Below are 22958 nucleotides of genomic sequence, written 5' to 3'. Positions count from 1 at the left end.
AATCCAGGGATGTGCCATGATTGATTTACGCAGTGATACCGTTACCCGACCGGGCCGCGCCATGCTCGAGGCGATGATGACCGCCCCGGTCGGGGACGACGTATACGGCGATGACCCTACTGTTAACGCCCTTCAGCGCTACGCCGCCGACCTTTCCGGTAAAGAAGCGGCGCTTTTTTTACCCACCGGCACCCAGGCCAATCTGGTCGCGCTGCTTAGCCATTGTGAACGCGGCGAAGAGTATATCGTCGGTCAGGGCGCGCATAATTATCTCTATGAAGCTGGCGGCGCGGCGGTGCTCGGCAGCATTCAGCCGCAGCCCATCGACGCCGCCGCGGACGGTACGCTGCCGCTGGAGAACGTGGCGGCGAAGATTAAAGCGGATGACATCCACTTCGCGCGCACGCGCTTGCTCAGTCTGGAAAATACGCATAACGGGAAAGTGCTGCCGCGCGCGTATCTGAAAGACGCCTGGACATTTACCCGCGAACGTGGACTGGCGCTGCACGTTGACGGCGCCCGAATTTTTAACGCGGTGGTTGCCTACGGCTGTGAGTTAAAAGAGATTACGCAGTATTGCGACTCTTTTACCATCTGCCTGTCAAAAGGTCTCGGAACGCCGGTCGGTTCACTGCTGGTCGGCAACCGCGATTACATTAAACGCGCGACGCGCTGGCGTAAAATGGTCGGCGGCGGAATGCGTCAGGCCGGGATTCTGGCAGCGGCCGGACTGTATGCGCTGAAGCATAACGTGGCGCGTCTGCAAGAGGATCATGATAACGCCGCCTGGCTGGCGCAGCAGCTTCGGGAAGCGGGCGCGGAGGTCATACGCCACGAAACGAATATGCTGTTTGTTCGCGTTGGCGAAGCACAGGCCGCCGCGCTTGGCGACTATTTGCGGGAACGGAATATCCTGATTAACGCCGCGCCGATTGTGCGTCTGGTGACGCATCTGGATGTCTCTCGCGAACAGCTTACCGACGTCGTCGCCCACTGGCGCGCCTTTTTAGCCCGCTAAGGAGAGCAACGTGGCGCAACGCATTCTGGTTCTCGGCGCCAGCGGCTATATCGGCCAGCACCTGGTCTTTGCGCTAAGTCAGCAAGGGCATCAGGTGCGGGCGGCGGCGCGGCGCGTGGAACGTCTGGAAAAACAGCGCCTCGCCAACGTCAGTTGTCATAAGGTCGATCTGCACTGGCCGGAAAATTTACCTGCGCTGCTTCGCGACGTTGATACCGTTTACTATCTGGTACACGGCATGGGCGAAGGCGGCGATTTTATCGCCCATGAGCGTCAGGCGGCGCTCAACGTGCGCGACGCGCTGCGCCAGACGCCGGTTAAACAACTTATTTTCCTCAGTTCATTGCAGGCGCCGACGCATGAGCAATCCGATCACCTGCGCGCCCGCCAGCTTACGGCTGACACGCTGCGCGACGCAGGCGTGCCGGTGACAGAATTACGCGCCGGGATCATCGTCGGCGCAGGCTCCGCCGCCTTCGAAGTCATGCGTGACATGGTTTACAACCTGCCAATACTCACGCCGCCGCGCTGGGTGCGTTCGCGCACCACGCCCATCGCTCTGGAAAATTTACTCTACTACCTGGTCGGCTTGCTGGACCACCCTGCGCACGAGCATCGTATTCTGGAAGCCGCCGGGCCGCAGGTATTAAGCTATCAGCAGCAGTTTGAACGTTTTATGGCCGTCAGCGGTAAACGGCGTCCGCTGATCCCGGTGCCTTTTCCGACCCGCTGGATTTCGGTCTGGTTTTTAAACGTCATTACCTCCGTGCCGCCGACTACCGCAAAAGCCTTAATCCAGGGGTTAAGGCACGATTTGCTGGCCGATGACGCCGCGTTAAAAAAGTTGATCCCCCAAACGCTTATCACCTTTGACGACGCCGTTCGCCGCACGCTGAAAGAAGAAGAAAAACTGGTGAACTCCAGCGACTGGGGCTACGACGCGCTGGCCTTCGCCCGCTGGCGTCCCGAATACGGCTATTTTCCAAAGCAGGCGGGCTTTACCGCGCAGACCCCGGCCAGCCTATCGGCGCTATGGCAGGTCGTAAATCGGCTGGGTGGCAAAGAGGGCTATTTTTTCGGCAATATTTTGTGGCAGACGCGCGCCGCGATGGACCGTCTGGTGGGGCATAAACTGGCGAAAGGCCGCCCGTCGCATACTTTGCTCAAGCCTGGCGATACGGTAGATAGCTGGAAAGTGATCATTGTCGAACCAGAAAAACAGCTCACGCTCTTGTTTGGCATGAAAGCGCCGGGCCTGGGGCGGCTTAGCTTCACGCTGCACGATAAAGGCCGCTACCGCGAAATTGACGTGCGCGCCTGGTGGCATCCACACGGAATGCCGGGCCTGATTTACTGGCTACTGATGATCCCGGCGCACCTGTTTATTTTCCGGGGAATGGCAAGGCGTATTGCCCGACTTGCAGAACAAATCACAGAAAAATGAGAAAAAGTTGCTGTATTCTTTCGTGTTTCCCATTGCATACCGACGTAATTCACGGAAGAATGCGCACGACGGTTTATTAAACACAGTGGATTGATATGAAGGTACTGGTTACCGGCGCCACCAGCGGCTTAGGTCGAAACGCGGTTGAATTTTTGCGCAATAAAGGCATCAGCGTCAGAGCGACGGGTCGCAATGAAGCGATGGGCAAGCTGCTTGAAAAAATGGGCGCGGAATTCGTCCATGCGGATTTAACCGAACTGGTCTCCTCGCAGGCTAAAGTGATGCTCGCCGGGATCGACACATTGTGGCACTGCTCCAGCTTTACCTCGCCCTGGGGAACCCAACAAGCTTTCGATCTGGCGAATGTTCGCGCCACCCGCCGCCTGGGAGAATGGGCGGTCGCCTGGGGCGTGCGCAATTTTATTCATATCTCCTCTCCCTCACTCTATTTTGATTACCACCATCACCGTGATATCAAAGAGGATTTCCGTCCGCATCGGTTTGCCAATGAGTTCGCCCGCAGTAAAGCCGCCGGCGAAGAGGTGATTAATCTGCTGGCGCAGGCCAATCCGCAAACACGTTTTACGGTGTTGCGTCCGCAAAGCCTGTTTGGCCCGCACGATAAAGTATTTATCCCACGTCTGGCGCATATGATGCACCATTACGGTAGCGTCTTATTACCGCACGGGGGCAGCGCGCTGGTCGATATGACCTACTATGAAAATGCGATCCACGCCATGTGGCTGGCCAGCCAGCCGGGCTGCGATCATCTGCCTTCTGGCCGCGCTTATAACATCACTAACGGCGAAAACCGTACCTTACGCAGCATCGTACAAAAGTTAATTGATGAATTGACTATCGATTGCCGCATTCGCTCTGTGCCTTACCCGATGCTGGATATGATCGCCCGCAGTATGGAGCGCTTCGGCAAAAAATCCGCCAAAGAGCCCCCGCTAACGCATTACGGCGTGTCAAAACTGAATTTTGATTTTACGCTCGATACGACTCGCGCGCAGGAAGAGCTGGGCTACCAGCCCATCATCACGCTGGACGAAGGCATTGAGCGCACCGCCGCCTGGCTGCGCGATCACGGAAATTTACCGCGTTAATCCTGGCCGTACTTCTCCAGTAATGCTTCGGCAATCGCCTGCGTTTCGGCATCTGCGATACCGTTCCATTGCGCCGGACGGAAGTGCATCTGGAACGCCATAATCACCCGCTGCTGCTCGCGCGCCGTCATATCGGCTTTGACTTCATAGCCATAGCGCGAGAGTAACGCAAGCACCGTTGCGGTATCGACTGGCGTATACGGCGCGCGTCCAGCCAGATAAAACGCCACACGCTGGGCGTCAGGCCAGGCGCCAATCCCCTGCGCCGCCAGCTCGCGCCACGGGAAGCGCGGGCCGGGATCGTCTTTACGCTGCGGCGCGATATCCGCATGGGCCACCACATTCTGCGGTTTGATGTCATAGCGCGCGATAATATCCTTCGCTAACGGAATCAATGCCTGAATTTGCGCGGATTCAAACGGCGCGAAAGATTTCACCCCGCCGGACATTCGCCAACCGCGATTTTCCAGCTCAATGCCAATAGACGTATCATTGAGACGCGTGGCGCCTCGCCAGAAACTGACGCCCGCATGCCAGGCCTGATCCTGTTCCGGCACCAGTTGCCAGATGCGCGGTTTACCGCCATATAATGGCGGGGTTGCGGGAATCAGGTAATGCGAACTGACGTTGCGACCCGTTAACGTCGCCAGCGAAACGTCAAAGTTTTCCGCCGTATAGTGAATCACCAGGACTTTAATGCGCGGATAGGCCGCCTGCGCCCGATGTCGGGTATCAAGCTGATATCCCTCTTTATCGATAATTCCTTTTTCGCTCGCGCAGCCTGTTAACAGCAACGCGAGACCCACCAGCCACAGTAGCGCTTTCATCGGCGCGTTTTCACCGCCGTTCCGCTGACGCTGACCATTAGCATACTGCCATCCTTGCCGACAGTTTCGTAATCAATATCGATGCCTACCACCGCATCGGCACCCAACGCTTTAGCCTGCTCGCCAAGTTCCTGAAAAGCGATTTCACGCGCTTTACGCAGCTCTTTCTCATACGCGCCGGAACGTCCGCCGACGATATCCCGAATGCCGGCGAAAAAATCGCGGAAAATATTGGCGCCTAAAATGGCTTCGCCCGTTACCACACCGCAATACTCCACGATGCTTTGTCCTTCCAGCGTTGGGGTTGTTGAAAACTGCATAGTGAATCTCCCGGGTTAGCTAAGCACACGATCTCAAACGCATTATCAAGCTGATACGCTATCATTGAAAGGATATAATTGATTATCGTAGATCGGTTTTTGCTCGATCGCCTATAAGGAAATCATCATGCGCTATTCTAAACTCTCTTTGCTCATCCCGTGCGCGCTTCTGCTTAGCGCCTGTACGACCGTCACTCCCGCCTACAAAGATAATGGCCCGCGTATCGGCGCGTGTGTGGAAGGCGGCCCGGACAGCGTGGCTCAACAATTTTACGACTACCGTATTCAACACCACAGCAATGATATCGCCGCGCTTCGCCCCTACTTGAGTGATAACCTGGCGAAATTGTTGACCGACGCCAGCCGCGATACGGAGCACCGCCAGTTGATGAGCGGCGATCTGTTCTCCAGCCGCGCTACGCTGCCGGATAGCGCCAACGTCGCCAGCGCATCAACCATTCCGAACCGAGATGCGCGCAACATTCCTCTGCGGGTGGCGTTAAAACAGGGCGATCAAAGCTGGCAGGATGAAGTGCTTATGATTCACGAAGGCTCATGCTGGGTGATTGACGACGTTCGCTATCTGGGCGGAGATGTCCATGCCCCTGCCGGTACGCTGCGCCAGTCAATAGAAAACCGTTAACAGACAGTATTCCCCCGCTTTTGCACCCATAACCCCGTAAATTGTCTGGCATTCTGCCCGGGATGCCGACAATTCTTCTTACCTACTATTCCTCCTGCTATTTTGTGCTATGTTTAGGGAAGAATGTGGGATATATTTAACTTTTAACGCATAAATATTGCATAACTATTCTGCGAAAGGTACTATCTGCGGCTTCAATAGCTATCAGACTGCCTGTATACGAGTGTCAATGAGTATTCAATTAAACGGCATTAATTGCTTTTACGGCGCGCATCAGGCGCTGTTCGATATCACGCTGGATTGCCCCGAAGGCGAAACGCTGGTGTTGCTTGGCCCAAGCGGGGCGGGTAAAAGTTCGCTGCTGCGTGTACTCAATCTGCTTGAGATGCCGCGCTCCGGCACTCTGACTATCGCCGGGAACCATTTTGACTTTACGAAAACGCCGTCCGATAAGGCGATTCGTGAGCTACGTCAAAATGTCGGAATGGTCTTTCAGCAATATAATCTTTGGCCGCATCTCACCGTTGTGCAGAATCTGATTGAAGCGCCCTGCCGCGTACTGGGTCTGACAAAAGATCAGGCGCTGGCGCGCGCAGAAAAGCTGCTGGAGCGTCTACGTCTGAAGCCCTATAGCGATCGTTATCCGTTGCACCTTTCCGGCGGTCAGCAGCAGCGCGTCGCGATTGCCCGCGCGCTGATGATGGAGCCGCAGGTGCTGCTGTTTGATGAACCGACCGCCGCGCTGGACCCGGAAATTACCGCTCAAATCGTCAGCATTATTCATGAGCTGGCGGAAACGAACATTACTCAGGTGATCGTTACGCATGAAGTCGAAGTGGCGCGTAAGACCGCCAGTCGTGTGATTTATATGGAAAATGGTCACATCGTCGAGCACGGTGATGCGGGTTGCTTTGCCCACCCTCAGACCGAAGCGTTCAAAAACTATCTCTCTCACTAAGATTCGGGACAATGACAATGAAAAAAGTTCTGATTGCCGCGCTAATTGCAGGCTTTAGCCTTTCCGCTACAGCAGCCCAGACCATTCGTTTTGCGACCGAAGCGTCCTATCCGCCGTTCGAATCGATGGATGCTAATAACAAGATTGTCGGCTTTGACGTCGACCTGGCCAACGCGCTATGTAAAGAGATCGACGCCTCCTGTACCTTTACCAATCAGGCGTTCGACAGCCTGATCCCCAGCCTGAAATTCCGCCGCTTCGACGCTGTAATGGCGGGAATGGATATCACGCCGGAACGTGAAAAGCAGGTGCTGTTTACCACGCCATATTACGACAACTCCGCGCTGTTCGTGGGTCAGCAGGGCAAATACACCAGCGTTGATCAACTGAAAGGCAAGAAAGTCGGCGTACAGAACGGTACGACGCACCAGAAATTCATCATGGATAAGCATCCGGAAATCACCACCGTACCGTATGACAGCTATCAGAACGCGAAGCTGGATCTACAAAATGGCCGTATCGACGCTGTTTTCGGCGACACGGCGGTCGTGACCGAATGGCTGAAAGCCAATCCTAAGCTGGCGCCGGTCGGCGATAAAGTCACCGATAAAGATTATTTCGGCACCGGCCTGGGTATCGCGGTACGTCAGGGCAACACCGAGCTGCAGCAGAAATTCAATACTGCGCTGGAAAAAGTGAAGAAAGATGGGACTTACGAGACCATCTATAACAAATGGTTCCAGAAGTAATCTTTGATGAACGAATTTTTTCCTTTAGCAAGCGCCGCCGGGATGACCGTCGGCCTTGCCGTCTGCGCGCTGATCATTGGCCTCGCGTTAGCCATGTTCTTTGCCGTCTGGGAGTCCGTAAAATGGCGCCCGATTGCCTGGATAGGCTCCGCGCTGGTCACTATTTTGCGCGGCCTGCCGGAAATTCTGGTGGTGCTGTTTATCTATTTCGGCTCCTCGCAACTCCTGCTTACGCTGTCTGACGGGTTTACCCTCCATCTCGGCTTTACGCAGATCCCGGTGCAAATGGAGATTGAGAACTTTGACGTCAGTCCGTTCCTGTGCGGCGTGATTGCGTTGTCCCTGCTGTATGCGGCCTATGCGTCGCAGACGCTACGCGGCGCGCTGAAAGCCGTTCCGTCTGGTCAGTGGGAGTCGGGTCAGGCACTGGGATTATCAAAGACGGCGATTTTTTTCCGTCTGGTGATGCCGCAGATGTGGCGTCACGCCCTGCCAGGGCTGGGTAATCAGTGGCTGGTGTTGCTAAAAGATACGGCTCTGGTCAGCCTTATCAGCGTTAACGATCTGATGTTGCAGACCAAAAGTATTGCCACACGCACCCAGGAACCGTTTAACTGGTACATTATTGCGGCGGCTATTTACCTGGTCATTACGCTGATCAGTCAGTACATTCTCAAACGCATAGACCTGCGCGCGACACGTTTTGAGCGGAGGCCGGACTAATGCTTGAGTATTTACCTGAACTGCTAAAAGGGCTACACACCAGCCTGACGCTGACCGTGGCTTCTATTGCCGTCGCTTTGGTGCTGGCGTTAGTTTTTACCATCATCCTGACGCTAAAAACGCCGTTCGTGGTGTGGCTGGTGCGCGGCTATATCACGTTGTTTACCGGTACGCCGTTGTTGGTGCAAATTTTTCTGATCTACTACGGACCCGGTCAATTCCCGACCCTGCAAGAGTATCCGCTACTCTGGCATCTACTGTCTGAACCGTGGCTGTGCGCACTGATCGCGTTGTCGCTAAACAGCGCCGCTTATACCACGCAGCTATTTTATGGCGCGATTCGCGCGATTCCGGAAGGTCAGTGGCAGTCCTGCGGCGCGCTGGGGATGAGTAAGAAAGATACGCTGGCGATTTTGTTGCCCTATGCGTTTAAACGCGCCCTCTCCTCCTATTCTAATGAGGTGGTACTGGTCTTCAAAAGTACCTCGCTGGCCTATACCATCACCTTGATGGAGGTCATGGGGTACAGTCAGTTGCTCTATGGTCGTACCTACGATGTGGTGGTATTTTGCGCGGCAGGCGTAATTTACCTGGTCGTCAACGGTCTATTGACGCTGATGATGCGTTTGATTGAGCGTAAAGCCCTGGCGTTTGAGCGGCGCAATTAACCAGGCAGAATAAGGCATTCTCGCCGCCGTTCGACAATGGTCAGATGGCGCTGCGCTTATCAAGCCTACGATGCATAATATTGAATAAACCTGACGGACAAGTGGTTAACTTGTCCGTCTTTTTTTATCCATTTAAAAATATTTAATCATTTTTATTGCATACAAATTCAATTGATGGCATTGTAAATCTATGCCGCAGACACGGCGCATAATCATAAGATTACGGGAGTGACATCATGAAAAAGTTAGTTCTGGCCGCATTACTCGCCTCTTTCGCCACTGGCAGCATCGCCGCTGAAAAAATCAATTTCGGGGTTTCCGCCACCTATCCCCCGTTTGAATCCCTGGATGCGAGTAATAAAATTGTGGGCTTCGATATCGATCTGGCAACCGCATTATGCAAGCAAATGCAGGCAGAATGTACTTTTACCAATCATGCTTTCGATAGTCTTATCCCGGCGCTGAAATTCAGAAAATATGATGCCGTCATTTCCGGAATGGACATTACCCCGGAGCGCAGTAAGCAGGTCGCCTTTAGCAATCCCTATTATGCGAACTCCGCGCTGGTGATTGCCAAAAAAGACACCTATAAAACCTTTACCGATCTAAAAGGTAAGCGTATCGGTATGGAAAATGGCACCACGCATCAAAAATATCTCCAGGATAAACATCCGGAGGTCAAAACCGTGGCCTACGACAGCTACCAGAATGCGATTATCGACCTGAAAAATGGCCGTATTGACGGCGTCTTTGGCGATACCGCAGTGGTCAATGAGTGGCTGAAAACGAATCCGCAACTGGGTCCGGCAACAGAGAAAGTGACCGATCCGCAATACTTCGGTACCGGACTTGGCATCGCGGTGCGCCCGGACAATAAGGCGTTGCTGGAAAAACTGAATAATGCGCTGGCCGCCATTAAAGCGGACGGCACTTATCAGAAAATCAGCGATCAGTGGTTCCCGCAGTAAAACGTATGTGATTAGCCCACCGTGTTGCGAAATGGCAGTATAAATACCTTATTCAGCCCACGGGCCGCCATCGGAAACTATCCTGGCCTGATAAGCGCAGCGCCATTGAGCATTCTACAGTTTGTCATCAGTCTCAAACGCCTGCATCAACAGGCGATTCGGACTAATACTTACCGGGTGACGCTAACGCGCACCCGGCTTACAACATTGTTACGTTTTTAGACAACATCCAAACCCAGACGGCGATACTGCTCCGCCGGAGCATCATTTTCTTTCATCAAACGGATAAGTAAGTTGATCATCCTTGCTTCGATGGCCTCATCATGAATAGGATGCAGCTGCTGCGGATCGTCTCTGAGATCAAACAAGAGATGACCAAAGCTATTCACACCTTTATATTTTTCCCTGGCCGGAATACGTAATACCTGAAGCCCTTTAGTAAAGTTAAACGGAGGTGCCAGAGATAATTTTCCCAGTTCATCCACGTCATAACGCGCATTCATCTTGATCGGCATTAACGTGTAGTTCGCAATGTCATGCTCACGCCCCGGCTGCGCGGCCCGCATATAAACATAGCGTCCGTCGGTAACATTAACATGTCCGCTAAACACGCCAAACAGCGCGCCTTCCCTGACGGGTTCATCACTGGCAATGACTTTCGCCAGCGGTTGGCCCTGCATATCTGCGGGAATAGGTTGCTGAAAATAATCCAGTAGCGTTGGCGCCCAGTCAATCATCTGCACCAGCGACTGCCGTCGCGCTCCGCATACCGCGCTGCGCGGGTCCCAGATAAACAGCGGGTTATTCGCCACCTCGTTATAATAGGGCATTTGATTTTTAGCCCACCAACCGTGCTCCCCCAGCAAGAAGCCGTGATCGGTACCGACAATCAGCATCGTATCGCGCCAGAGATCGTGTTCATCCATCAGATCAAGGATACGTCCCAGATTGCGGTCGCACATGGAAACCAGGGCCCGATAACGACAGCGAATATGCGCTATCGCCTCCTCGCTTTCACTGACTTTGCCGCGCGGCCAGTCATAATGCGGGCCTTGCCACTCATCGTCATAGAGCGATAAATATTCCTCGGTGGTATAAAACGGCTCATGCGGATCAAACGTCTCAACCTGCAATAACCAGTTATCTTCGGCATGATTTTTATGGATAAAATCGCACCCGGCGTCAAAAACTTTCGTCTGGGGAAAATCGGCTTCCTGCTGGATGTATTCGCGGTTCGCCCAGTCATGACGCCATAGCCCGGAAACGCCGCCTCCGGTTTGTTTTTGTGGAACGCGCAGTACTTCCGGAATGGGCGGCTCGCCAACACTTGCCTTCCAGTGATCGCCCTCCTGACCGCGTACTACGTCCCAGGAGCTATAGCGGTTATGGTAGTTACCGCCGCCGTCTTCCCAGTAATGCAGATGATCGCTGATAAGATGGGTGTAGATCCCCGCTTTTTTCAATAATTCCGGCATGGAATCATCAAAGGGTTCCAGCGGCCCCCACTCACGATGCAGGAAATTATAGCGCCCGGTGTGCAGTTCCCGACGGGCTGGCATACAGGGCATACTGCCGACATAACTATTGTCAAAGGTGGCGGCATGTGCCGCCAGGCGTTGAAAGTTAGGCGCTTTCGTTAGCAAATCACCATAGGGCGGCAAATAGTTTTTATTCAGACTGTCAAACAGCAGAATAATCGCTTTCATGACTCACCCTCATTTGTTGAGCAGGTGCGGAAAATTTTTCTCTACCACATCGTAAATCTGTTTACCTATTGATTCGCCATCCATGATATTTTCAATGGGAATGAGATATTGTCCGTGTTTAGGATCGAGGCTAACAACATCAAGCAATTTTTTCGAAATCGCATAAATATCTGCCCAGTCGGTAAATCCACCGACCTCTCCCGCTGCCGTATGCTCCATATCAAAAGAGAAGTCATATTTTGCTAACGCTTTTTTAACAACAGTCTGTAACATTACGCTACTGCCTACACCATAACCGCATACGAATAAAATATTTACAGAATCTTTCATAATAAAATCCTTTATATAAACCGAATCAATTAAATGGAATAAGGACCAAGATGGAACGTTGAAGCAATAAATTTCAGTAATTCACAAATTGCAGGCCACAGAGTCGCCCAGTCAAATATTCCCGTCCAGCCCACACCTTCTTTTGCCAGCCCGGTTAAAGGAATGGCCCATACCGTACCGAAAGTCTGAATAATCCCTAACAGGAAAGTACAAATAATAACGGAACGATATCCCCCCATTCGGTTGGCTAATACGCCGATGGGACCGCCGGAAAAGAAGAGCGGAACAAAACCAGGCAATACCATAATAGGGCTATGGATGAGCAGCAGGATGCCCATGGAAAAAATCGTGCCGAAAGTACAAAAGACGAATCCCAGCGTGGCCGCGTTAGGCGAAAAAGGTAATAAAGCAGCAACATCCACAGCCGGTATGGCGTTAGGAATAAAGCGATCCTGCCATCCTTTAAACGAACCGTTAATTTCACCAACCATCATCCGCACGCCCTGCAGCAAGATGACCATATACATAGAGAATTGCAGGCCCAGATTGATGATATAGATATACCAGGGTTTGCCTTTCGCCATTAACTGTACGTTATCGATCCCTGTCGCCAATAGAAAACCGCCAACGAAGAGCGTCATCACAATGGCGATTGCCGTCACGTTGTGGTTAAAAATGGCTAACCAACCGGGAAGTTTCAGGTTTTCGGCGTCATGCTTTTCCGGATCGCCGAATTTATGCGCGAATTTCGAGAAAAACCACAGTCCCAGCATCTGGTTATGCGCAATGGTAAAACCGGCGTTATTGGTCACTTTGGCGATGGGTTTAACAATAAGTGTAGTTGAAAACGCCCAAAAGACCCCGGTCAATACCCCGGCAATTACAATGGATTGTACCCAACCGAACCCCAGCCAGAAGACGATTAACCACAGTACTGCCTGTGAATGAGAGACCCCGGTATTACCGGTAAGAAATATACCTTTTGCGCCGGTATAACGGCCAAATAAAACTAATAACAGGTTAGTAAAAAACGCCAATACAAAAACGTATCCTACATAGCCGAAATTATCGCCCAGCGCTATTTGCGTCGCGGCTTTCATGGCATATGAATCCATTAAGTATCCATGCACGCCATAAGCCTTGCTGACTGCCTCTGCAACCGGTTTAAAAGTGGCTGAAAATTGAAAGCCGCCAAATAACACCATCATCAAACCGACCATCGCGCTGATCATACCGGTGATAATTTTTATAGGCGTCTTTTTATCCAGCGCATAGCCAACACCGACTAATATCCCAATTAATATTGCCGGTTCAGTTAAAAACGTTTGAATAACATCTATAAATTTGGCAAACATCGTCTGAACGCCCTCCATAAGCGTGCCTATTCGTTGTCATGATTGACCCCTTTACTGACGTTACGTATTGCTTCGCTGATGCTATTGAAAGTTACCCGATAAACCACCTTGTCTAATTTTGCCTTACACGCACTGTAATAATCAAAATTAGTCATTAAAAGATTTAAAGTGATTATTTGTGATTTGATTTGCAAAAATAGGGTAATATATAACCATGATCGATCGGAGTTTTTTATCGATCGATCATGGTTATTATTATTTATGGATAATTAGATAGTTAATATAGATATTTGGTATGTCTGGCTTTTGGCGCTACAGCCTGCGCAGTAACGCTAAAACCTCATAATGCGCGGTATGCGGGAACATATCGAAAAGCTGAACACGTTGAATACGGTAGTTCGGCAGATGACGAATATCCTGCGCCATCGTCTGCGCGTTACAGCTTGAATAAATGATAAAACGCGGCGCCATTTGTGCAAGGTAATCGCACAACGGCTTGCCAATGCCGCGGCGGGGAGGATTCACCAATACCAGGTCGGGCGTTTCGCCTTGTGCGGTGGCGAATTGGGTGGAATCCAGCGCCTGGAAATGAAGGCGGGTCAATCCCAGCTCGGCAGCGGATTGCTTCGCGCAGGCAATCGCCTCCGGCGCGATCTCAATACCGGTTAATTGCATCTGCGGCGTCGCGCAGTGCAGGCCGAATCCGCCCACTCCGCAAAAAAGATCCCACATATGGCGTACCGGCAGTTGTCCTACCCAATCGCGCGCCGTTGCATATAATCGGCTGGCGACCGTAGGGTTGGTCTGAAAGAAACTTTGCGGGCGAATCCACAGCGGCACATCGTTAAAACGTTCCGCCAGCGCCTGCTGATCCGTCAGGTAGATTTCCGTCTCCCCTTCCATAATCGCCATATGTACCGGCTGGATATTTGCGGTGATCACTCTGAGCTGCGGCAGTTGCGCGCGCAGCCACGGTAACGCCGCGCGCAGTTGCGTAAGTTTGTTTTCTGAACGCAACACGAAGCGTAGCATCATACCGCCATCGAACTGACTTTCCGTCAGCAACAGGTATTTCAGTTCGCCGCGTTTTCGCGCCACGTTATAAGGCGTGAGTCCGGCACGGGCAATAAAAGGTTTTAGCGCGCTGAATACGGGGGCAAAGGAGGCGGGATACAGCGGGCAGCCGCAAAGATCGACCGGCGTACCGTCGCGATGCAGCATCCCGAAGAGCGGTTTTTCTACACTACCGCTCACGACCATTTTCGCTTTGTTGCGGAAATGCTGTTCCGGGCCTCCAGTCGGCGCGCACCACTGTTCAACAGGCAGCCCGGCCAGCAAACGATGTAAATCGGCTGTTTTTGCGGAAAGTTGTTCGTTAACCGACTGCGTAATCCATTGACAGGAACGGCAGCGACCCGCGTCATAGAGTGCGCACTGCATACCAAAAAACCTTCATATTATCCGGGGCGACGATTATACACATTATTGCAGCCGGAAGAACCGACGGCTGGGAGCGGGAATAAACAGCAGAAACAGAATTAAAAGATCGGGGAGTTTTTGCATAACCAGGGAATGCAGGATATCACGCTTCGATTCTCCCGCGATGCTAAACAACTCCGGATACCCGTAGCCTAACGACGCCGCCCACAGATATCCGCTCACAATAATTTGTGTCGCCAGGTACACCCAGCGCGCCCAGCTACGGCCTTTCACCAGCGAAAACGCACAATAAATTTCAACAAAGACCAGCACTAAGCTTGCCAGAAAGACCAGGGTTAAGCTCCACGTCTGCACGCTGCGATGAATAAACTCGCCCATCCCGCGTATGCCGAGGGTATTCATAATCATCAGCACATCGAGACCGCGAATCAAAATAATCGCCATAGCCGCAACCTGCACCAGCGTAGGCACATTTAAACGGGCATGTGATGAGGTTGATTGCTTTATAAATCCCAATGAATGTCTTCCCTGAAAATGATGCCGCGACCCGCGCGGCAACGCATTGCCATAGTGGAAGATTTTAGTGGCTTCAGCCGCGTCTTGCACGCTGGATATCGCGAATCCGCTGTTTTTCCGCTCGCGCCATCAGGTACCAGGCAATAAATCCGACGATTCCTACAACGCCGAGGATTAACGTCGCCAGCGCGTTGATTTCCGGGTTCACGCCCATGCGCACGCTGGAGAAAACCAGCATCGGTAGCGTGGTGGCGCCGGGACCGGAAACGAAGCTGGCAATCACCAGATCGTCAAGGGAAAGCGTAAAGGCCAACAGCCAGCCCGAGATCACCGCTGGCATGATCATCGGTAACGTAATGACAAAAAAGACCTTCAACGGCGCCGCGCCAAGATCCATCGCCGCCTCTTCAATCGAACGATCCAGTTCGCGTAATCGCGAAGCGATCACCACTGCCACGTAGGCGGTACAGAACGTGACGTGCGCCAACCAGATGGTCAGCATCCCGCGATCGGAGGGCCAGCCGATAGCATGACCGAGCGCGACAAACAGCAGCAGCAGCGACAGCCCGGTAATCACATCCGGCATCACCAGCGGCGCGGTGATCATAAACGCAAAGCCGTTTGCGCCGCGAAACCGTCCAAATCGCACCATCACCACCGCAGCAATGGTACCGAGCACCACCGCCATCGTCGCCGCGCAGGCGGCAATTGTCAGGCTTAGTCCCACTGCGCTCATCATGGCGGTATCCCGAAAGAGCTCGCCATACCAGCGCGTCGACCATCCCGCCCACACCGTCACCAGCTTCGAACTGTTAAACGAGTAAATCACCAACATTAACATCGGCGCATAGAGAAAAGTAAACCCCAGCACCAGAATCAGAATGCGCCAGGGCGAGCGAACGACCGGTAAGTTATTCATCCGTGCTCCCCCACACTTTTTTGCTGATGTTTATGGAACCACATGATCGGTACTATCAGCAGCAGCAACATAATAATGGCGACCGCAGAAGCAACCGGCCAGTCGCGGTTATTGAAAAACTCCTGCCACAGGACGCGACCAATCATGATACTGTCCGGCCCGCCAAGCAGTTCCGGGATCACGAACTCGCCCACCGCCGGGATAAAAACCAGCATCGAGCCGGCGATGATTCCGCCTTTGGTGAGCGGGACAATGATGCTAAAAAATGTTTTCAGCGGTCGGGCGCCGAGATCCAGCGACGCTTCCACCAGCGAATAATCAATGCGCGTCAATGCGGTATAAATGGGCAGTACCATAAACGGCAGATAAGCATAAACAATGCCGATATAGACGGCCAGGTTAGTGTGCAGGATCGTCAGCGGCTGATCGATAACCCCGAGCCACAGCAACACATTGTTCAGCACGCCGTTGTTTTTCAAAATGCCCATCCAGGCATAGACGCGTATTAAAAAAGACGTCCACGAGGGCAGAATCACCAACAGCAGCAGGATATTGCGCGTGGAGGGCTTGCTGTGCGCCACCGCCCACGCCAGCGGGTAGCCCAGCAGCAGGCAGCAGATTGTGGAAATACCGGCAATTTGTAACGATTGTAGATAGGCTTCGAAATAGAGCGGATCGTCGGTCAGTTGCAAAAAATTGCCGAGGTTGAGCGTAATCGACAACTGACCGTCAGCCCATTCCAGCAGATCGGTATACGGCGGGATCGCCCGCGCCATTTCCGCCAGACTTATCTTAAAGACGATAAGAAACGGCAGTAAAAACAGCAGAATGAGCCAGATATAAGGCAAAGCAATAACCAGCTTACGCCCATGTTTCATTTGCATTCGCGCCAACCATAGCGCCGCGCCGCCAGGTTTACTGATGCGTGCCGGAGGTTCAAGTGTGCTCATGTTTCCCCCTTATACCGTCAGGACCACGCAGCTATCCGCTTCCCAGCACAAACGCACTTCATCGCCCCAGGTCGGTAACCCTTTCCGGTAACGGTGCGCATTCTGCAGTTGAGCGCTGATCATCTGCCCGCTTTTTAGCCGCACATGATAAATAGACAGATCGCCGAGATACGCAATATGCGCCACTTCGCCGACGGCGAAATTATAGCCATCGGCAGGCGGCGACTCACAGAGCATGATTTTTTCCGGACGTAGCGCCACATATACCGGCACATTATCAACGACAGAGGCATCTGCATCGACTTTTAACGGATGAACCAAACCGGGCGCGTCAATGACCAGACCGTCCTCTTCACGCGCTTTCAGTAAGCCCTCAAAAACATTTACCGATCCGATAAATTCGGCGCTGTAGCGGGTCGTCGGATGCTCGTAAATCTCCTCCGGTTCGCCAATTTGCACAAATTTTCCACGGTTCATGATGGCAATGCGCCCCGCCATCGTCATCGCTTCTTCCTGATCGTGCGTCACCATGACGCAGGTCACGCCGACGCGCTCAAGGATATCCACCACTTCAAGCTGCATCCGGTCGCGTAATTTTTTATCCAGCGCGCCCATCGGTTCATCCAACAAGAGCAGCTTAGGACGTTTCGCCAGACTGCGCGCCAGGGCCACGCGCTGACGCTGACCGCCGGAAAGCTGATGCGGCTTACGTTTCGCAAACTCCTGCATGTGCACCAGACCCAGCATCTCATTGACGCGGCTGGTAATCTCCGCCTTCGGCAGTTTGTCCTGCTTCAGACCAAAAGCGATGTTCTGCTCTACCGTCATATGCGGAAACAACGCATAGGACTGAAACATCATATTAATCGGACGCTGATACGGCGGAACATGCGCCAGATCGACGCCGTCGAGCATAATTTGCCCGCTGCTCGGCGGTTCAAAACCTGCCAGCATCCGTAGCAGGGTCGATTTTCCACAACCTGACGCGCCCAGCAGGGCAAAAATCTCGCCTTTATAGATAGTCAGACTGACATCATCGACAGCATGTTGCCCGTCGAATGACTTCGTCAGGTTGCGAATTTCCAGAAGCGGCGTCAGCGCTTTACGGGTTTTCACCTGCGGGCGGTGGGGGACATCATTCACAAGGCGCTCTCCGGCATAACACAATCAAACGATACAAACGGTGGAATGCCCGATAGCGCACGCTTATCAGGCCATACCGTTAATAAATTACTTACCGCTTTTCACCTTCGTCCATGCGCGGGTGCGGACGCGATCAATCTTCGGCTCCTGCACTTTCAGGGTAAACAACTTGTCCCGCACATCCGCCGGCGGATAAATTCCCGGGTTATCGCGCACCTGCTGGCTGACCAGCGCCGTCGCCTCTTTATTCGCATTGGCGTAGAAAACGTGATCGGAAATATGGGCAATCACATCAGGGCGCAGCAGATAATTAAGGAACTGGTAGGCCTCGTCTTTATTTTTGGCGTCAGCCGGCATGGCAAACACATCAAAAAACGCCATTGCCCCCTCTTTGGGGATCGAGAAAGAGATATTGACGCCATTTTTCGCCTCTTTCGCTCGGTTAGCGGCCTGCCAGACATCGCCCGCCCAGCCGATGGCCACACAGGTATCGCCATTAGCCAGATCGTTAATGTATTGCGAGGAGTGGAAATAGCGAATGTTTGGCCGTAGCTTCAACAACAGATCGGTTGCCGGGCCGGTGTAGTCATCCGCTTTGCTGCTATTCGGATCTTTACCCAGATAGTTCAGCACGGTGGCAAAAATTTCTTCAGGCGCATCAAGGAAAGAGACACCGCAGCTTTTTAGCTTCTCCAGATTTTCCGGCTTGAGGACTAAATCCCAGCTATTCACTGGCGCATCATCCCCCAGCACCGCTTTCACTTTATCAACGTTATAGCCAATGCCCGTCGTGGCCCACATATAGGGCATGGCGTATTTGTTGTCAGGATCGTGCTTCGCTACCAGTTTCAGCAGTTCAGGATCGAGGTTTTTCCAGCCGGGAAGTTTGCTTTTATCCAGCGGCTGAAAAACGCCCGCGGTGAGCTGGCGCTCAAGAAAACTGGCCGATGGCACCACCAGATCGAACCCGGTGCTGCCTGCCATTAACTTGCCTTCCAGCACTTCGTTAGAGTCAAAGACATCATAGATAACGTTAATCCCGGTCTCTTTTTCAAAGTTCGCCACCGTGTCCGGCGCGATATAATCTGACCAGTTATAAATGTGCAGCGTTTTTTGTTCGGCAGCGAGCGTGCCGACAGAGACGACCATCAGAGCACCCGCAACCAGACCCGATAGCCATTTTTTCTTTAAGGCGGTCATCATCGCTTTCCTTCTGAAATCCGTTAACAAATGAACCCATTAGGCGTGGTTTAAAACATGCCTGAAATGTGCATACCTTTTCATTTGATACAAATGAAGAAGAGAGGTCGCCCTCCCTGCCATCAAGCTCGCTATAGAAGCTTCGCAAGAATAACTTTAGCTAAGGTTTGAGGCTATAGCCCAGATTAAAAAACGCCTTTTATCAATTTTTTATGCAGGTTTTGTCTATGTGATAAAGCGAAATGGTCAGAAAGGAGGTGAATAATTCTTTAAATAAAGGTTAATAGCAGCATAAAAAAGTGTAAACAGCAGCCGCGCTGGCAGCGACTGCCTGATTATCGGAAGGGATTAGTGAAGAAAATGGTCAACTGCGCTGGTTTTTTGCGCGTCTTCTTCCGCGTTAAACAGAAGCTGATGCGCCCCGGCCTCAAGGATCACCATAGAAATCTGCTCTTCACTTTGGCGAACAAACCATTCGAACTGTTCGTAGGTGACGCCTTGCATAACGGATAAAGACTGGCACACAACCAGTTTTGGCAGATTATCATCCTGCATATCGAGAAAGGCTTTTACCGTCAACGAACTGGCGTTGATAGCAGAGAGATCGGCCGCCAGCGGCAGCAACGCGGAAGGCCTGACCTCCGCCATCGCGGAAAAAAGAACGGTGTTGTCCACCAAATCGATTTTAGCATCGTAGACGCCGTCAAAATTCTGCATATGCGGCAAATGCAGCGCCTGGCAGGTATCACATTCGAAGAAATTCATGCCCAGGTCGTCGAGCCATTGACGCAACGTATCCAGAGTGGGAACGACCAGTGATATCATAATAATGTGCTACCTCTTACGATGACGATGAAAAAATTACCGGCACAGCTTACGCAAAAAGCGTGCTTCGTACTACGGCGGAATCCACGATTGCGATTAGCCGCCGATTTTAAGGCAAAATTCAGGCGTAGCGTGACGTTCTATCCACTGAATCATTCGCCCCGCGATATCTACGCCCGTAGTCTTTTCGATACCTTCCAGTCCCGGCGAGGCATTCACCTCCATCACCAGCGGCCCGCGCGCGGCGCGTAAAATATCGACACCCGCCACATCCAGCCCCAGCGTTTGTGCGGCTTTGATGGCGATATCCCGTTCACGGGGCGTGATCGTCGCGATGCTGGCCACCCCGCCACGATGAAGATTGGAGCGAAAATCACCGGCTTTCGCGCACCGCTCAATCGCCGCCACAACCTCATTGCCGACGACCAGACAACGAATATCGCATCCTTTAGCTTCGGCAATGTATTCCTGAACCAGGATATGGGCATTGAGCCCCCGAAACGCATCAATAACGCTTTCAGCAGCCTGACGCGTCTCCGCCAATACCACGCCGATCCCTTGCGTGCCTTCTACCAGCTTCACGACCAGCGGCGCCCCGCCAACCATCTTAATAAGATCGCTGGTATCATCCGGCGAATGGGCGATCCCGGTAATGGGGAGATCGATCCCCTGGCGCGCCAGAAGTTGTAGCGATCGCAGCTTATCGCGCGCGCGGGTAATAGCGACGGATTCATTCAGCGGATAGCTACCCAGTAGCTCAAACTGACGTAGCGCAGCGGTACCATAAAAGGTAATGGCCGAACCAATACGGGGAATAACGGCGTCAAAATGGGGCAGACGACGCCCCTTGTAATGGATCGACGACGCAGCCGGATTAATATTCATATAGCAGGAAAGAGGATCGAGTATCTCGACCAGATGGCCGCGCCGCATCGCCGCTTCGCGCAGACGTTTGCAAGAATAGAGCGTTCCATCCCTGGACAATATGGCAATTTTCACCCTGCACCTCGCTGAAAACCCTGAAAAGCCCGCGTATCATACACTGGCCCGCAGGTTTTAGCGCGTCGCCCAGCCCTGTTTATGCAAATATTCAAGGATAAATGGGCGATTTTCTTTAATCAGGGTGCGACGGATATGATCGCTCCAGGTATCGCGTCGCGTATTACTGCCGCGGGTCAGATAATACTCAGCCAACTGCTCGTCATAGCGCGCCAGCAGCTTTTCATCAAGCGGTTGATACTGGTTCTCATGAACCACAAGCTCGGCAGGCAGGCGCGGTTTCAGATCCGGATTATCCGCAGGCCATCCCAAACACAGGCCAAAGAGCGGCAATACATGCTTCGGCAATTTTAATAGTTCGGTAACAGATTCAATATTATTACGGATGCCGCCGATATACACGCCGCCTAACCCCAGTGATTCCGCCGCCGTCAGCGCATTTTGCCCCATCATCGCCGTATCGACGACACCGAGCAGCAGTTGTTCGGCAAGCCCCAACTGCGCGTCAGGACAGATCTGCAAATGACGATTAAAATCGGCGCAAAATACCCAGAACTCAGCGGCCTGCGCCACATGCTTTTGCCCGCCCGTCAGGGGCACTAACGCCTCGCGCAGCGCCCGATCGGTAATACGGATAATAGAACTGCACTGTAAAAAACTGGAACTGGACGTGCTGCGCGCGGCGGCAATAATGGCCTCTCGCTGCGCGTCAGTCACGGGTTCATCGGTGAAATGGCGAATAGAACGATGGCCACAAAGAAGTTCAATGGTCGGACTCATTATGCTTTTCTCTATCTGAACGGGAAGAAATGTCGGGTGGACGTTTCATCAACTGCGGCGCCAGTAACTGCGCAATACGCCACATCATCGCCACCGCGGCGGGGAGGATCAACACGACGCCCAGGAAAACCATCAATACGCCAGCCAGCGGCGTATTGAACGGCGCGGGCAGCGTAAGGTAATGATTAAGCGATAGCAGAGCAAGCGCCAGCAAAATCATACCGAGGTATTCCAGTATCAGTACGCTTTTGGGTAACACGCCAATCGTGCGCATATCAAGCCTCCCGGTTAACTGACGCACAGTGTAGAACGTTCTGGTCCGGCGTGCTTAACAGATATAGCCCTGGGTTATCAAAGGAACAGGCGTAACCTGCTTTTCATCTGCCGTAAATCGCGGCATGATAACACCTGTTCGCCGTCTGGCTTTATGTTCGAGGAGAGATATGTTTACTGTTATTTTTGGCCGTCCAGGGTGCCCTTATTGCGTGCGTGCAAAAGAGTTGGCGGAAAAACTGAGCAAAGAACGCGACGATTTCAACTACCGCTATATTGATATCCATGCTGAAGGCATTACTAAAGCGGATTTGGAAAAAACCGTAGGTAAACCTGTAGAAACCGTACCGCAGATTTTTGTCGATCAAAAACATATCGGCGGCTGTACGGATTTTGAAGCATGGGCAAAAGAAAATCTGAATCTTTTCGCCTGATTGCTCTGGCAACGCCCTCTGACGGAGGGCGCTATCGGCGTTTTTTTCGCCGGTGGCTAAACAGGCTGCTAATAAACAAATAACAGAGCGCGCCTAACGCACACCAGAATACGGCGCTAAATAACCACGCCAGTTCTTGCCAAAACGATCGGGTAGGCATAAATACCACGCGCATTAACACCAGGCAAAACGGCGCCGCCAGCATCGCCCCGATCAGCGGTCGGATCACCTCGCGTCGGTGAGAACAAAAACTGGCCACCGCACCAGGCAACGTAAAAAATAACAGTCCAATCTCAGGATGCCCTGCCGCGCGAAAAGCGCCTTGTACATGCATAGTTAATGAAAGACACACCACAATAAAGAGTACAAAGCAGCAGACAACGCTTGCCCACCCGTGTTTATGTTTCAATCGTTCCTCCTGACACTCTCTATCGAACACGCTTTCCGCCGTGAGGCATCCAGTCAGATAAAGTCATGTGGCATTCCATGCCAAAAACACACCTGCACGATTCTTATAGCCGTTAGTACGCAATAAGATTAAACTAGCAGGATATATTGTTGTGTTGTTTTTATTTGGATGCTGTATGCAATACGATTGCACCCTTAATTCATGATAAAAACAGTAGCGTAAATTACCATTTCTTTCAACAGCTTACTCGTA

At 52.4% G+C, this 22958-nt stretch carries 26 protein-coding genes; 10 read left to right on the top strand and 16 right to left on the bottom strand.

Annotation, left to right across the window (positions count from 1 at the left end; all coding sequences use genetic code 11):
* Positions 1-16 precede the first annotated feature (16 nt).
* The 3 genes from ltaE (at position 17) to J4650_RS17965 (ending at position 3571) form a co-directional block, all read left to right on the top strand.
* Positions 17-1018: a low-specificity L-threonine aldolase gene (gene ltaE, locus J4650_RS17975; RefSeq protein ID WP_000566344.1), complete on the top strand. Its 1002-nt coding sequence runs from the start codon at positions 17-19 to the stop codon at positions 1016-1018.
* 10 nt (positions 1019-1028) lie between these two features.
* On the top strand, positions 1029-2462 hold the full coding sequence (locus tag J4650_RS17970) for an SDR family oxidoreductase (RefSeq protein WP_023993621.1): 1434 nt from the start codon (positions 1029-1031) through the stop codon (positions 2460-2462).
* Positions 2463-2557: 95 nt separating this feature from the next.
* Entirely contained in the window at positions 2558-3571 is a 1014-nt protein-coding gene (locus tag J4650_RS17965; RefSeq protein ID WP_000866905.1) for an NAD(P)-dependent oxidoreductase, read from the top strand.
* On the opposite strand, the gene J4650_RS17960 is transcribed toward J4650_RS17965, so the two are convergent.
* On the bottom strand, positions 3568-4398 hold the full coding sequence (locus J4650_RS17960; protein WP_000645850.1) for an N-acetylmuramoyl-L-alanine amidase: 831 nt from the start codon (positions 4396-4398) through the stop codon (positions 3568-3570). The two genes, J4650_RS17965 and J4650_RS17960, sit on opposite strands and share 4 nt — an antisense overlap.
* Positions 4395-4718, bottom strand: coding sequence for a heavy metal-binding domain-containing protein (locus tag J4650_RS17955; protein WP_001160725.1), 324 nt, complete (start codon positions 4716-4718; stop codon positions 4395-4397). Before J4650_RS17955 ends, J4650_RS17960 begins: the two co-directional genes overlap by 4 nt.
* A gap of 127 nt (positions 4719-4845) precedes the next feature.
* On the opposite strand from J4650_RS17955, the gene J4650_RS17950 reads away from it, so the two are divergent.
* The 6 genes from J4650_RS17950 to artJ all read left to right on the top strand — a co-directional run bounded on the left by J4650_RS17950 (position 4846) and on the right by artJ (position 9427).
* Positions 4846-5361, top strand: a complete 516-nt coding sequence (locus tag J4650_RS17950; RefSeq protein WP_001270724.1) for a lipoprotein — start codon at positions 4846-4848, stop codon at positions 5359-5361.
* 229 nt (positions 5362-5590) lie between these two features.
* Positions 5591-6319: an arginine ABC transporter ATP-binding protein ArtP gene (gene artP, locus J4650_RS17945; protein ID WP_000027186.1), complete on the top strand. Its 729-nt coding sequence runs from the start codon at positions 5591-5593 to the stop codon at positions 6317-6319.
* Positions 6320-6336: 17 nt separating this feature from the next.
* Positions 6337-7068, top strand: a complete 732-nt coding sequence (gene artI, locus J4650_RS17940) for an arginine ABC transporter substrate-binding protein ArtI (RefSeq protein WP_000756586.1) — start codon at positions 6337-6339, stop codon at positions 7066-7068.
* Positions 7069-7074: 6 nt separating this feature from the next.
* The gene (gene artQ, locus J4650_RS17935; protein ID WP_001001677.1) at positions 7075-7791 is read left to right on the top strand and encodes an arginine ABC transporter permease ArtQ; all 717 of its coding nucleotides are present in this window, start codon (positions 7075-7077) and stop codon (positions 7789-7791) included.
* Positions 7791-8459 carry an arginine ABC transporter permease ArtM gene (gene artM / locus J4650_RS17930; protein WP_023993620.1) on the top strand — a complete coding sequence of 223 codons (669 nt, stop codon included), beginning with the start codon at positions 7791-7793 and terminating at the stop codon, positions 8457-8459. The genes artQ and artM overlap by 1 nt, the downstream gene beginning before the upstream one ends.
* A 236-nt stretch (positions 8460-8695) precedes the next feature.
* A complete protein-coding gene (gene artJ, locus J4650_RS17925; RefSeq protein WP_000737538.1) occupies positions 8696-9427 on the top strand; it encodes an arginine ABC transporter substrate-binding protein ArtJ in 732 nt (243 codons plus the stop codon).
* A gap of 218 nt (positions 9428-9645) precedes the next feature.
* Here artJ and J4650_RS17920 read toward each other — a convergent pair whose 3' ends face one another.
* The 13 genes from J4650_RS17920 to J4650_RS17860 form a co-directional block, all read right to left on the bottom strand.
* A complete protein-coding gene (locus J4650_RS17920; protein WP_023993619.1) occupies positions 9646-11133 on the bottom strand; it encodes a sulfatase in 1488 nt (495 codons plus the stop codon).
* Between the two features lie 9 nt (positions 11134-11142).
* Positions 11143-11463: a PTS sugar transporter subunit IIB gene (locus J4650_RS17915; protein ID WP_000655399.1), complete on the bottom strand. Its 321-nt coding sequence runs from the start codon at positions 11461-11463 to the stop codon at positions 11143-11145.
* 29 nt (positions 11464-11492) lie between these two features.
* Positions 11493-12836 carry a PTS sugar transporter subunit IIC gene (locus tag J4650_RS17910; RefSeq protein ID WP_000399323.1) on the bottom strand — a complete coding sequence of 448 codons (1344 nt, stop codon included), beginning with the start codon at positions 12834-12836 and terminating at the stop codon, positions 11493-11495.
* A 294-nt stretch (positions 12837-13130) separates the two neighbouring features.
* A complete protein-coding gene (rlmC, locus tag J4650_RS17905; RefSeq protein ID WP_023993618.1) occupies positions 13131-14258 on the bottom strand; it encodes a 23S rRNA (uracil(747)-C(5))-methyltransferase RlmC in 1128 nt (375 codons plus the stop codon).
* Between the two features lie 42 nt (positions 14259-14300).
* A complete protein-coding gene (locus tag J4650_RS17900; RefSeq protein ID WP_000505788.1) occupies positions 14301-14774 on the bottom strand; it encodes a YbjO family protein in 474 nt (157 codons plus the stop codon).
* A 73-nt stretch (positions 14775-14847) separates the two neighbouring features.
* Positions 14848-15693, bottom strand: coding sequence for a putrescine ABC transporter permease PotI (potI, locus tag J4650_RS17895; protein WP_001061629.1), 846 nt, complete (start codon positions 15691-15693; stop codon positions 14848-14850).
* On the bottom strand, positions 15690-16643 hold the full coding sequence (potH, locus tag J4650_RS17890) for a putrescine ABC transporter permease PotH (protein WP_000105453.1): 954 nt from the start codon (positions 16641-16643) through the stop codon (positions 15690-15692). The genes potI and potH overlap by 4 nt, the downstream gene beginning before the upstream one ends.
* A gap of 9 nt (positions 16644-16652) precedes the next feature.
* Positions 16653-17786 carry a putrescine ABC transporter ATP-binding subunit PotG gene (gene potG / locus J4650_RS17885; protein WP_001000698.1) on the bottom strand — a complete coding sequence of 378 codons (1134 nt, stop codon included), beginning with the start codon at positions 17784-17786 and terminating at the stop codon, positions 16653-16655.
* Positions 17787-17873: 87 nt separating this feature from the next.
* Positions 17874-18986, bottom strand: coding sequence for a spermidine/putrescine ABC transporter substrate-binding protein PotF (potF, locus tag J4650_RS17880; protein ID WP_023138441.1), 1113 nt, complete (start codon positions 18984-18986; stop codon positions 17874-17876).
* A 348-nt stretch (positions 18987-19334) separates the two neighbouring features.
* Positions 19335-19811, bottom strand: coding sequence for a YbjN domain-containing protein (locus tag J4650_RS17875; RefSeq protein ID WP_000624814.1), 477 nt, complete (start codon positions 19809-19811; stop codon positions 19335-19337).
* Between the two features lie 96 nt (positions 19812-19907).
* Positions 19908-20810: a 30S ribosomal protein S6--L-glutamate ligase gene (gene rimK / locus J4650_RS17870; RefSeq protein WP_000684361.1), complete on the bottom strand. Its 903-nt coding sequence runs from the start codon at positions 20808-20810 to the stop codon at positions 19908-19910.
* A 57-nt stretch (positions 20811-20867) separates the two neighbouring features.
* Positions 20868-21590, bottom strand: coding sequence for a nitroreductase NfsA (nfsA, locus tag J4650_RS17865; protein ID WP_000075300.1), 723 nt, complete (start codon positions 21588-21590; stop codon positions 20868-20870).
* Positions 21574-21864, bottom strand: a complete 291-nt coding sequence (locus J4650_RS17860) for a YbjC family protein (RefSeq protein ID WP_001259137.1) — start codon at positions 21862-21864, stop codon at positions 21574-21576. The genes nfsA and J4650_RS17860 overlap by 17 nt, the downstream gene beginning before the upstream one ends.
* 169 nt (positions 21865-22033) lie before the next feature.
* Between J4650_RS17860 and J4650_RS17855 the strand changes: the two genes are divergently transcribed.
* Positions 22034-22297, top strand: a complete 264-nt coding sequence (locus J4650_RS17855; RefSeq protein WP_000495513.1) for a GrxA family glutaredoxin — start codon at positions 22034-22036, stop codon at positions 22295-22297.
* A 31-nt stretch (positions 22298-22328) separates the two neighbouring features.
* Here J4650_RS17855 and J4650_RS17850 read toward each other — a convergent pair whose 3' ends face one another.
* Positions 22329-22706 carry an inner membrane protein YbjM gene (locus tag J4650_RS17850; RefSeq protein WP_000680850.1) on the bottom strand — a complete coding sequence of 126 codons (378 nt, stop codon included), beginning with the start codon at positions 22704-22706 and terminating at the stop codon, positions 22329-22331.
* Between the last annotated feature and the right edge of the window lie 252 nt (positions 22707-22958).

Source organism: Salmonella sp. 32120201201600049SM, assembly GCF_017572835.1.
Lineage (GTDB): Bacteria > Pseudomonadota > Gammaproteobacteria > Enterobacterales > Enterobacteriaceae > Salmonella > Salmonella enterica.
Note: the sequence above shows the minus strand (reverse complement) of the source record. Positions and strands in the feature narration are given on the sequence as shown.